The organism is Novipirellula sp., assembly GCF_041583735.1.
Taxonomy (GTDB): Bacteria; Planctomycetota; Planctomycetia; order Pirellulales; family Pirellulaceae; genus Novipirellula.
In genome coordinates this window covers 1-11,920 of record NZ_JBFHFD010000239.1, presented here as the reverse complement: position 1 = coordinate 11,920, position 11,920 = coordinate 1, and the positions used below count along the sequence as shown (strand labels likewise).

The following is an 11,920-nucleotide window of genomic DNA, read 5'->3' as shown; positions in this document are numbered from 1 at the left end:
TGATGGATCAAGTCGCTCGCGAGATTTCGGAAGCGTATTCGCAGATTCAGTTCCGTCGCGAACAGATCGTGGTGACTGAGCGAGCGATCCAATCGGCCGAAGACTCCTACAACCGAAACCTAGAGCGGATCCGAGATGGTCAAGGGTTACCGCTAGAAGTATTGCAGTCGGTTCAAGCACTTGAAACCGCTCGCCGAGCTTACTTGCAAGCGATCATCGACCACAACCAAGCCCAATTTCAATTGCAATGGGCACTCGGTTGGCCGGTGACCGCGCCGGCCCCCACGGCAATGGGAATGTAAAAGGCATCGCGACGCCTTTCACTTGGAACGGTCGATACTAGCGACGGGCCCTTTACTTTGGGACAGGGCGGCTCGCTTTTCTGTAGGCGAAATCCGCAGTCACCTCTCCCGGCGAAGCTGGGAGAGGTCGAACGGGCCCTTTAGGCCTCGTTCGGGTGAGGGCCGACCGCGCACCGTTGCGTGCAGTGACTCGACTTGCTCGGTCGGCCCTCACCCGAACATCGCTGTGGGCTCTGCTCGACCTCTCCCAAACCTGCGTTTGGGAGAGGTGACAGTACGCTTGCGCAACGCCTGATTTTATTTCAGCACTCTTGAAGTTTGTGGAGAAGTGGCAGAAAAGCCATCGCCGCGGTAACCACTACAGCACCATGTTTTTACAGTCCGGCCTCGCGACGCGAACGATCGTAATCGACATCGCGGAGGTACTGAAGCCGAAAGTCTTCGCGACTTTCGCTACGGCGTCGGTAACGTCGAATGCGTTTAGCCTTGCAACATGCGTGCTCTGGCCATCGCATCTTCGGCTTTGGTGATGTACTGCTGCTCTTGAGTTCCTGCCCATGCGCGTTGGTAGGTGACGCTCAGCGCGGTGAAGTTGAACGGATCTTCGGGCTCCAGTTCGCATGCTTTTTCGGCATGCTGGATCGCCAAATCATGCTGGCCTGTTTTGGTGTAAACGCGGGCCTGGGCGAGATGAGCGAGCACGAAGGTATCGTCTTCGTTGATGATTTCGGTCAAACCAGCGATGGCTTCTTCGAACTTTTCATCATCGATCAGTTTTTCGACTTCGTTGTACTTTTTATGGACGTCCGACATATTTGCATTCCTGGTAGGGGTTTCGGTGGGCGGTGTGAAAGCCACGAAAACATTCGACCGCGAGGGGGGTTTTACCAGTTTTTTGGACTCGCGCCACCTCGGGGAACCCGGCGGAATTCTCGTTCTGTAGCGACGCTCGCCAGAGCGTGGTTGGTTGCCACGCAAATGCGAATAGCTACCTTCTGGCGAAGGTAGCTATCCGAATATGCTTCCCAGCGTTGCCTGTCGGAAGAGGGCGACGGAACCGGAATGCAGAACATCGCGGGTGGCGATCGTTAGGCTTGATAGAACACTTCGAGCCACTTTTTCGCCATCAACGCATGCCCGGCAAGCGTCGGATGGACGCCATCGGCGGCCCAGTACTGGGGCGGAGCCAGGTCAACCGCTTCGTCAAACATCGTCTGAAACGGCACAAAATCGAGCTTCATTTTGTCGGCCAACTTTTTCGCGACCGCACGTCGCTCGTCGAACTCGGGGAACCATTTGTCGTTGATCGCACCGCATCGCAGCACGAATGGTTCGCAGATGATGATGCGAGTCTTTGGCAGTGCCGCCTGCGTCTGCTGCAGCAGCGCCTCGTATCCGGTTTCGTAATCCGCGACCGTGCCGTCGTACCGTCCGTTCAACTTGTGCCAAATGTCGTTCACGCCGATCAGGATACTGAGCACGTCGGGCTTCAAATCCAAGCAATCTTTTTGCCAACGAGCGGCCAAATCAGGAACCTTGTGACCGCTGATCCCTCGATTGTGAATGGTCAATTTGGATTCGGGATGAGCACTCAAAAGCTTGCCCGCGATCAACACCGGGTACCCGTTGCCGAGGCCACGCGCGTTGTTGGTGGATTGGTTTTTGCGGTCGCGTCCAGCGTCGGTGATCGAGTCGCCTTGGAACAAGATCGTGGTGTTCTCAGGCACTGAGGGGGTCGATTCGGCCGCCATCACTGTCTGCGGTGACGCGGTCAATATTGCCCCGGCACCGGCGGCAGCCAACGAAGCACGGATCAAATCACGACGACCTAGTTTTGTATTCATGGTGTGAACTCTGAGGGAGGAATCAAGCGGGGAAAGGTCCGAGATGGACGTCATTGTAACTGCTGCGAGAGCATCCGTCCGTTGGCATGCCCCGCGATCACGGCGGCGTAATAAATCGGCAGCGAATAGTTGGGGACAAAATTGCCCAGTGCACCGCCCACATACGTGCCATACGCGGGATACAGGATGCGGTTCGCTTCAATCATCGCCGGCACATCCTGTTGCTGCTCCAAATACGCGAACACGTCCTGCGATGCCAGCGTTTCGTGCCACAGCGGAACGAACAGATAAGCGGCCGCATACGTGCCTTGATAGGTTCGACGTGTGAAATCCTTGGCGTGGGCCGCTTCATGCAGCGCCACGGCGGGTATGTCGCTGTACAGGTGAATCGTTTGGGTGAACGGGTTAAAATGATCACCCCCGACGATGCGTCCAGGCAGAATCGTCTCTCCCGCCACCGACAACGTGCCCAGCGTGTAACGCCATGGCCAAGCCACCGTCTTGTTCTGCGTTAGCCGTTTCCAATCTTTTAGCGGTGCGTATTGGTTCACACGCACTTTCACATGCGGCAGATTGTTTTGTTCGAGATAATCCGCCGTCGCCAAAATCGTCTCTTCAGAAATCTTGTGCCGATCCACGCGGCGGTCCCAGAGCAAGATCTTGTCCGGAATCCCCACGACCCATCCGATCCCATCGATCACCGGTTGCGGCTGGCCAATTTCGAATTGAGGATCATTGCTTTGCACCAATTCCGGAGCAATCTGTTGGCTGGCGACCGGAATCGGAATCGGCGCAAGCACCTTGCAACCGGCAAGCGGGATCAACAGCAATGCGACCGCCAGAAAACAGCTTGGGTGCAGTCCGCAGCGGACGTGCCTTTGTTCCGACGAAATCATCGAATCCAATCCATTGAAGATGTTGCAAACAGGGGATTAGCGTTTCTCGGTATCACCGCGAGGCGTCCATTTGGCAATCACCCCCGACTCGGCGACTTTGACTCGCCCCTTGCAACGCATTTCGTCCCCTTCGGATCGCAAGCGAACGTGCACAATCACTTCATCCCCTTCGGGCTCGACGTCTTGCCAGATCACGGGGACGTGGAATCCGCTTAAGGGACGCGAACGGATCAGCTCGGAAACCTCTTCCGCAGAAAACTCCCAGCGGCCGATCTTCGCTTCGGACGGCTCACGTGCAGGGTCGAGAATCACGATCGACATTTCTGCATCGATCTCGAAATCCTCGAGATTGACCGTCTTGCCGTAATGATCCAACGCGTTGATGACCAAGTACAATCCGTCGACTTCGTGGTCATTATCGGATTGATGCCCGCCCGACAAACCGGTGTGCAGCTCGAGGGTTTCGGGAGCCGAAATTTCTTCCTGAGTCGCCTTGGCAGCGTCAGGCAAAATGATTTGTCCCGGCGGTTTCGGTTGGCCTTTTCCATTGGACGACGGAGGAGGCAGGATTTCCCCCGGTTCGATTGGCGATACTTCGGTGTCGGATTTCCCTGGCGGTTCGGGAACGCCCATCGGTGGCGGCAACATCCGCGGGGCGGGATCGACCAACGGTTGGTCCCGCTTGTTTCCACTGCGATTGGATCCACCTGGACTGGGCACATCACTGCTGGGCAGGTCGCTGCCACTCGGTTCGTCGGTAAACGGATTGTTCAGCCGGTCCATCGGAACGGCTTGGCCCGGATCGATCAACGAATCGCCAAAGTCGGATTCCATATTGAACGAGTCGATCGAATCAGCCGGCCCGTACATCTTCCCATTCGAAATCGGCCCGTTTGATAGCGGATCAGGACTCGGGATCGGCGGTCCGTAGTCGGATTGCGATTTGCGTTGCGAATGGCGAGGAGCAACTGTATCGGAAGAAACCCGGCCTTTGGCACGTTCGAGTTCGTCTCTTAATTTGCGATTTTCGTAATCCGCCTCGTACAACTGGTCTTCCAGGACTCGGACTTCGTTGGCAATCCGCTGCTGGTATAGATCCGTGTGAGCCCGGTTTTGACAACCTGGAAATGATGCCATCCCACCGAGAACGAGCACCATCACGCAAACGAATCGAGCCGGATTGGGGCGACCAATCGCGGCGGTAGCGTTCGTTCGGGCTGGAGGGCAAATCACAGGGGTCGCCAGACTTCTTCGGATCGTTTTTGGGGAGGGAAAGTGGGGGTTAGGGAGTTGCAGCCATCGCGGCGCACTCCCACCACAAAACTCGATTAACAGGCAGACGGCACTCAGGTCAACGTCGGTTTCACGGCGGCGGTGCCCCGATGAAACGCAAGCGGGTTGCTAGCACTCAGAATTAGCGGGGCTGGAAGCAAGAGAAGATTGTCGCTCGGCTCTCTGAGCCGAGCAGCTTATGCGGCAAACGACGGTCACTTTGGCTCGTTCCTCTCTCGTGAGTACGGCGGCACGTCGTAGCCGTTTTCACGCAGCCGCCTGCGAGCTTGCTGGTGGGCCATTTCGCGTTCGTGCTCGTTGCAAAATCCAATGCTATCGTCTCGGTATATCAACGTGGGATCCGCTTGCAGTTCGGCGAACCCCGCGCTGCGTGGATCAATTTGGTGACGAAACAGCAGCATTGCCATCGCGACATCACAAACCTGGGTGCGAATCTTGATTTTTCGCGATGGGATCAGCTGCCACACATGAGCGGTTCGCTTATCGGCGAGTCGCGACGCCAAAACCGAGTCGATTTCCAGCTCGTTCTCTGCCACCCCCGCGTGCGATGTACACAGCACGCTGGCAGCCAAGATTGCGGTGGTTTGCCACGTGGCCGGCGAATGGGGATCCGTCAAAATACGGTGGCACAGTTCCACCGCCAACGAATCGCAGCGGTAACGCATCGCGATTCGCAATTGATCACACACGCTACCTAATTCGCGATGCCGGAGCAGCCACTGGTGAATCAGCCGCCGAACCAGCTCGTCATCCTGGTCGTTGCCCAGACAGGGGCCGACGCCGGAATACGCCAATGACATCATCAACCGTGCCGACGGATACGAGGACGCCGCTGGATCGAGGACCGAATCGGCAAACAAAACGAGTGCCCAGCGATCAAGATCATGATTGGCGACGGGATAACGCGACTCGCTGCCGCCGGCATGGTGCACTGGCGTGACTCCACCTCCGCGTTGTTGCTGACGGATCAGATGTTCGATTTGTCGCTGATGTCCGAGGTACAGTCGCGCATAAAATTGGCGACTCGCTGCGTCATCCCCCACCAATTCAGAAAACGCATTCCAGCCAACCAAATCGACATCGGCCGGATCGATCTTTGGATTCAAAAGCTGCCGAATTTGAGCATCCACGGCGGCTTGATCGATCTGTTGCAGCAGACGAAACGCTTGGACTCGGACCTCTAGCGATGGGTGATCGAGTCCAAGTTGCAGTTGCTCTTCTACGACGCGGCGTTGTTGCGGCGTCACGTCTGGGTTGGTGGCTGCGTCGATCAATCGCAGGGCGGCATGTTGGCGGGTCGCAAAACTTTCCGCGTCGAGCCCTTCGATCCCCCGGCGGATAGCATCTTGGACGGTTACCGTGTCATTTTCCGCGGCCTCGGTGGGTTCCACGCCAGCGATCAGCCCTAGAATCGCGACGCAAGACAGCGGCGCAACGATCCGCCGCCGACGAGTCCCGTTTCGCACGGGCGTCGCAACCGCAGGTGGCAGCAGAAGGGAGGAATCGACAACCATCCCTTCACGTTAATTCGCAGTAACCAAAACAAGAGCGTTTGGCGGCGAAGTGGGGGCAGAGACAGCAAGGGGGTTTCGGTTAAACTCTACGACCGGCACATTCAGAACCCCTAATCCGCTGCCCACGCCCCGCATTCCTGATCATTGAAATCAACCATGCAAATCATTTGTTTCGAAGATGCTCGCGTTAACCAGCTTGTTCCGATCATCCAAGCACGCCCCGCCTACGCGGTCACGTGTGCGAGTTTGCGGTTGGTCGATCGCTTGAAACAACTGGTCGCCGGACCGCTGCAGGGCAGCTCGCTATCAGGTTCGGTGCGGTCCTATTTGACGTTGATTCAAAAATTGGACTACGAACTCGAATCGGCCGAGCAGGCGTTCGGTGGTTCAAAATGGCCCAGCGAGGATGACGGGTTGCTGATCGTCAACGCTCGGCTGGTCCCTCGCGTGGCACTAGACGACGTGCTGGTCACACTTGGCGGCGAAACCGAATCGTGCTGCGTCGTCGATGCTGAAGACGGTTCGGTGCTGATCGCCCGCTGGACCGCGGCGGACTTGGCAGCGAAGAAGGCGGAATATGCGACCGATTCTCGGCAGAGCGTGGTCGATTTTCTAACCGAGCAATCGCTGTCGCTTCCCAAGCGATCGGCCGAGGCGTCCGCGTTTCATTGGCCTCACGACGTCGTCGCGTGGCACATGAAAGAGATGCGTGAATCGATCGAGTGGCGGATTGCTCACGGCGATTACAAACAAACCAGCGATGGCGTGTTCGTGGGCGAAGGCGTCTCGATCGGTCAATACGCAGCGATCAACACTGATGACGGACCGATTCTGCTTGAGAACAACGTCAAAGTCGGACCGTTCTGCTACCTCGAAGGCCCACTGTATGCCGGCCAGGGAACTCGTGTGATCGAACACTCCGCGATCAAGGACGGCGTCTCGCTCGGGCATACCGTCAAAATCGGAGGCGAAGTCGAAGCGTCGGTGATCGAACCTTACACCAACAAACAGCATCATGGTTTTCTAGGACACAGTTACCTCGGCAGCTGGATCAATCTCGGTGCAGGAACCTGCAACAGCGACCTAAAAAACACCTATGGCACCATCAACATCGAATACGGCGAAACCAAAATTGCCACCGGGATGCAGTTCCTCGGTTGCTTCATCGGCGACTATTCAAAATCGGCGATCAACACCAGTATCTTCACCGGCAAAGTGATCGGGGTGTGCAGCATGTTGTACGGTTTTGTCACCTCGAATGTCCCCAGCTTCGTCAACTACGCTCGTCTGTTTGGTCAAACCGCCTTGCTGCCCGCCGATGTCATGATCAGCACGCAAGCACGCATGTTCGCCAGACGTAACGTGACCCAGCGTGAGTGTGACAAGCAATTGATCCTGGACATGTACGCCCAATCCGAAGCCGAACGCGAAGCCACCGACCAATACACTCTGTAAGATTGTTTTGTCCGTTTGCTTCGCAGGTTCACACTAAGTGATCCGATGGCGCTACAAACACCTCCCGCACCATTACAACATTCACCCGTATCGTTTTTCAAATTAGAGACCCGAATATGACCCTCCGCGTTGGAATCGTTGGCGCCACCGGCTACACCGCACTGGAAGTCGCTCGATTGCTGTTAGCTCACCCCGAAGCCGAGTTGGTGGCAGCAACAAGTCGCGCCGAAGACGGCAAATCGATCGCGGAAATTCACCCGAGTTTGGCGGGGCGTTGCGATGTGCCGATCGAGACATTGGATCCCGCCGAACTGGCGAAAAAATGCGATGTCGTGATGTGTTGTTTGCCTCATGGTGCGTCGGCCGAAACCTGTAAACAGCTGATCGACCATAACGTCCGAGTGATCGATTTCAGCGCCGATTTTCGTTTGTCGTCCCAAGCAACGTATGAAAAATGGTACGGCGTCGAGCATCCTTGGCCCGAACGGATCGGAAAAACGGTATATGGATTACCCGAATTTTATGCCGAGCAAATTCGCGACGCCGACCTCGTGGCCAACCCAGGCTGTTATCCCACCTCGGCGATCCTGCCGCTCGCTCCGTTGATTGCCAAGCAATTGATCGAAGCGACGGACATCATCGTGGATAGTAAGAGCGGTGTCAGCGGTGCCGGCCGAAGCGCCAAAGTGGGAACGTTGTACTGCGAAGTGAACGAATCGATTGCGGCATACGGCGTCGGCAGCCATCGTCATCAACCCGAAATGGCCGACTTGGTGCACCGAATCGGCGGGCAAGAAATTTCGCTTGTGTTTACCCCTCATTTGACGCCGATGGATCGCGGAATTCTGTCGACGATCTACGTGCGACCACGCGGCGGCAATGCAAAACAAGTCATGGAGTGCTGGAGAGAGCAATACGCGGATTGTCCATTTGTCACTCCCGTCGATCACCTGCCTGCGACTAAACATGTCGCCGGTACCAATCACGTTCAATTGACCGCCCGGGACGCCGGGGACCGCATCGTGCTGGTGTGCGCGATCGACAATTTGACCAAAGGGGCCAGTGGTGCGGCGATCCAGAACATGAATGTCATGTTTGGGCTACCGCAAACTGCGGGACTGTAACCTGCAAGCATCACGGACGCCGTTGGTTCATCTTGCGTCAAACGGGGGATTTACGTAGTTTCAGCCGCTTGGTGATTCCATTTCATTCAAGGATTCGAGCGATGTCACGTTTTTTGGCCGGCATGGTATGCGGAGCGGTCCTGTTATTCGTAGCGATGCACTACCACGTTGTGCGGGGCAAAGAGGGTGTGTTTCTGGTTCCTAAGATCAGCAACAACCTATCGGGCGTCTACGTCGACATTCGCGATTTTCGCTTAAGCGATTGGCAGGAACACAAATCGCTGGCCGCCGCGATGGTCAAAAACAACCGATCCGATCTCCTCGAAGACGCCTCGCTGAGCGGTTTCCGCACCCAAGTCAGCAACCTCGTGGACGGATTGTTTGAGTAGCGAGTGCTTTGCGAGCATCATTTCTTGATGAAATGACTCTTCACGCCAAGGGCCTCCACTTCGTATATCTGACGGAAACAGTCCCGCGTTTCTCTCGCTTGATGCTAGCAATGAACAAAAAAATCGCATGGTTGATCGGCAGCGCAATCGGCTTGCTCATCACGATCATCCGTTTCACGCTACGGTTTCACTTTCACAACGACCAACGTGATGCATTGACGTCCCAGGGCGTGGGGCACGTTTATGCCTCCCTTCATGCGCACCAGATTGCGGGATCGATGGCGGCAGAACGCGGAACCGTGGCAATGGTTTCACGATCGACTGACGGTGAAATTGTCGTTCCTCTGCTTCGTTTTTGTGGTCACGAACCGGTGCGTGGCAGCAGCGGTGGGGCTCGCAAAGGAGGCACTACGGCGCTGAACCAGATGATCCGGTTGGTGAGCGAAGGTCGCGTTGCCACACTCGCAGTCGATGGCCCCAATGGACCTCGCGGCCGTGTGCACGGCGGGGCTGCAATGTTGGGATTAAAAACCACCACAGCGGTGTTGCCCTCGATCGTGATTCCCCGCAACCGATTTATTCTGAAAAGCACCTGGGATCGGTTGCAATTTCCAATGCCTTTCACTCGAGTGGATGCCTACTTTGGCGATCCATTACGTCCTTTGGCAGGCGAAACAGTCGAAGCGTTTACGCTACGGATCGAACGCGAACTGCATCGCTTGGAACACAAATATGATCCTAGCGAAGCAAAATTTCTTGCGGTCCGAGACGAACCAGCCCAACAACGCGCCGCCTAGCGATCAGTGGCATATGCTTTCATAGCGGCGCGAGCCGCAATTCTTAGTCGCGATAGCGACGGCAGGGTGTAACCCTGGACGTGAGTCCGGGGGCCACTTAGGCCTGGTGCGGCCGCGTTTTGGGTGACATCGGCGGTACTGCTGCGGCGACACGCTCGTTCGCTCGGTCAAGACAGCGTTTGAATTTGGCAGCCAAATTGCGGACATGCGGTTCGAGCATCATCGAATCGTGATCGCCCGTGACTTCGTACACCTCGATAGCGCCTTGGATGTGGGGCCCCCAGTGGTTCAGCGGGTCTCGGAATTGCCGATCGTGGGTCAACAGTCGGCCTCGCCATAATCGATGGGCCACTTCCAATGGTGGTCGAAACAAACAGACGTCGCCGGCATAGGGTCGCGTCGTGTATTGTTCATTTGCTTTCAGAAACGCATCCCCCACAAGCGTGGAGCGAAACTGGGCATCGTTGGGATTGTTTTGTAGTGCAACGCGTTCCTCTTCTTGCCGCACCAGACTCTCTTGCCACTGCGAACGCTGCTCAGCGTGATACGAGAAGTAACGCAACTGATGTCGCCGGATCAAATCGAGATGGATTTTTAGTTTATCCAAGCGGGTCAATGAAGGTCGTTCGGCCGCAGGCGTATCGAGTAGGCCGAGGAACGCAACCTGTTCGCCAGCGGCAACCAACTGCTGAGCCATCTCGTAGGCGGAGACACCTCCGCCGGAAAATCCACTTAAAAAGTAGGGCCCGCTGGGTTGGACCTGCCGAACCTCGCTAAGGTAATCGCATGCCATTTCCTCGAACGTTTGATGAGGCGTATCGTCACCGATCAGTCCTTTGGATTGTATCCCATAGACGCTTTGATCATCCCCCAACCGATTCGCCAAGTAGCGAAGGTTCAGCACATTACCGAACATGCCGGCGACGACAAACAGTGGTGGTTTGACAGCGTTCTCGGGTAGGTGCAGCGGGACAAGAAAGCGAAACGTAGGCGACGAACACGTATTGGCTTCGGAAGCTTCCGAATTGCCACTCGCTTGGTCAATCATCGCAGCAAGGGTTGCGATTGTCGGTGCCTCGAACAAACTGCTCAATGGTAATTCGACCCCGTGCGTTTTGCGGATCTTGCTAAACAACCGCACGGCCAACAACGAGTGTCCGCCGAGATCAAAGAAGTTGTCATCACAACCGATTTGGTCAATCCCCAGAAGATCTGCCCACAGTTTTGCCAGCGATTTTTCGGTACGTGACTGTGCCGGTGTGTAACCGGTATCAAGCGTGGGACGAGAAAATTTGATCGCAGATTCGGGCGCGGCTTCGCTCAATTCGTTGATGCGATGCTTGAGTTCTTCCAGATCGATGGGCGATACATATACTGGCGACACGTTGCCATGTTTTAACAGTCGCTCGTTTAACAGCCACTCGCAAACGCGTTGGCCTTCCTCGGGGCCAATCCCCAACGCGTACGACTCGTCAAAAATCGCCTCTGAATCACTTAACGTAATGGGACGCGATGGAGCGACTTGAGTCGATTCGGCGTTTCCAAATTGAAGCGAATCAACCGGCTGCATTTGCAAACGATCGATTTGCACGATCACGTTGTCGTCATGATCGGTCACGCGGACGTCCAACGAGATGACATCGGTGCCCGGCCGGGACGAATCGGATAGCGTGATGTAACTGCGAACTTTTTCAGGAAGCCGACCATACACATTTGCCGCAGCGTAGCCGATCGGGACGTACAAACCTGAATCGTCGTGATAGTCATGTGAAAGCGGCAACCCAAATCCCGTGGCCATATCCAACAATGCGGGATGCAGCGGATGAGTTTTCAAATCGCCTTGATATTCATTTGGAATCGACAGCGACGCATAGGCTTGTTCGTCGCTGTAATGCAAGCAGTCGTAACAATTCCATCTCGGACCAAAACGGAGCCATTCAGCCTGCCGCGTGATCGGAGACGATTGCATGTCTGGCCCGTTGGTTTCCGAATCCGTTTTGTAGCATGGGGATGCAGGCGTTTCCGGTTTGTACTTCGGCGCAACCTCGTTGCCGAGACTGCATTGGCCCACCGCATTGAGGTCCCAGGTGCTATCTGCGGTGACGCGGCTTTCGATTGAAAACACGTTTTGCGCGTCGGAGGTAGCAAATCGGATTCGAATCTGCAGTTCGGCATCCTCTTCGGCCACGCAGGGCTTCAGGAAGCTCATGTTGCTGATGTGCAACGACGAGCCACAAAAAATCTCTTGCGCCGCTGCAACGACCAACTCGAGATACGCAGTGCCTGGCAAAACGGATTTCCCGTTG

Annotated in this window: 11 protein-coding genes; 5 read left to right on the top strand and 6 right to left on the bottom strand. The window is 55.9% G+C overall.

Going from position 1 to position 11,920, the window contains the following annotated elements; all coding sequences use genetic code 11:
• Positions 1-302 (top strand): TolC family protein (locus ABX962_RS17970; protein WP_372721416.1); only part of this gene is annotated, 302 nt, incomplete at its 5' end.
• 480 nt (positions 303-782) lie between these two features.
• Here ABX962_RS17970 and ABX962_RS17965 read toward each other — a convergent pair.
• The 5 genes from ABX962_RS17965 to ABX962_RS17945 all read right to left on the bottom strand — a co-directional run bounded on the left by ABX962_RS17965 (position 783) and on the right by ABX962_RS17945 (position 5,849).
• A complete protein-coding gene (locus ABX962_RS17965) occupies positions 783-1,115 on the bottom strand; it encodes a tetratricopeptide repeat protein (RefSeq protein ID WP_345683777.1) in 333 nt (110 codons plus the stop codon).
• Between the two features lie 275 nt (positions 1,116-1,390).
• On the bottom strand, positions 1,391-2,146 hold the full coding sequence (locus ABX962_RS17960) for an SGNH/GDSL hydrolase family protein (protein WP_372721415.1): 756 nt from the start codon (positions 2,144-2,146) through the stop codon (positions 1,391-1,393).
• Positions 2,147-2,196: 50 nt separating this feature from the next.
• Positions 2,197-3,042: a hypothetical protein gene (locus tag ABX962_RS17955; RefSeq protein WP_372721414.1), complete on the bottom strand. Its 846-nt coding sequence runs from the start codon at positions 3,040-3,042 to the stop codon at positions 2,197-2,199.
• 36 nt (positions 3,043-3,078) lie between these two features.
• Positions 3,079-4,203, bottom strand: coding sequence for a hypothetical protein (locus tag ABX962_RS17950; protein WP_372721413.1), 1,125 nt, complete (start codon positions 4,201-4,203; stop codon positions 3,079-3,081).
• 326 nt (positions 4,204-4,529) lie between these two features.
• Positions 4,530-5,849: a hypothetical protein gene (locus ABX962_RS17945; protein ID WP_372721412.1), complete on the bottom strand. Its 1,320-nt coding sequence runs from the start codon at positions 5,847-5,849 to the stop codon at positions 4,530-4,532.
• 156 nt (positions 5,850-6,005) lie between these two features.
• Between ABX962_RS17945 and ABX962_RS17940 the strand changes: the two genes are divergently transcribed.
• From ABX962_RS17940 to ABX962_RS17925, 4 genes are all read left to right on the top strand, one after another.
• A complete protein-coding gene (locus tag ABX962_RS17940) occupies positions 6,006-7,304 on the top strand; it encodes a putative sugar nucleotidyl transferase (protein WP_372721411.1) in 1,299 nt (432 codons plus the stop codon).
• A gap of 116 nt (positions 7,305-7,420) precedes the next feature.
• A complete protein-coding gene (argC, locus tag ABX962_RS17935; protein ID WP_372721410.1) occupies positions 7,421-8,428 on the top strand; it encodes an N-acetyl-gamma-glutamyl-phosphate reductase in 1,008 nt (335 codons plus the stop codon).
• 101 nt (positions 8,429-8,529) lie between these two features.
• Positions 8,530-8,817 carry a hypothetical protein gene (locus ABX962_RS17930; RefSeq protein ID WP_372721409.1) on the top strand — a complete coding sequence of 96 codons (288 nt, stop codon included), beginning with the start codon at positions 8,530-8,532 and terminating at the stop codon, positions 8,815-8,817.
• A 110-nt stretch (positions 8,818-8,927) separates the two neighbouring features.
• Entirely contained in the window at positions 8,928-9,614 is a 687-nt protein-coding gene (locus ABX962_RS17925) for a lysophospholipid acyltransferase family protein (protein WP_372721408.1), read from the top strand.
• 97 nt (positions 9,615-9,711) lie between these two features.
• On the opposite strand, the gene ABX962_RS17920 is transcribed toward ABX962_RS17925, so the two are convergent.
• On the bottom strand, positions 9,712-11,920 hold a 2,209-nt coding region (locus tag ABX962_RS17920; RefSeq protein WP_372721407.1), incomplete at its 5' end, for a thioesterase domain-containing protein.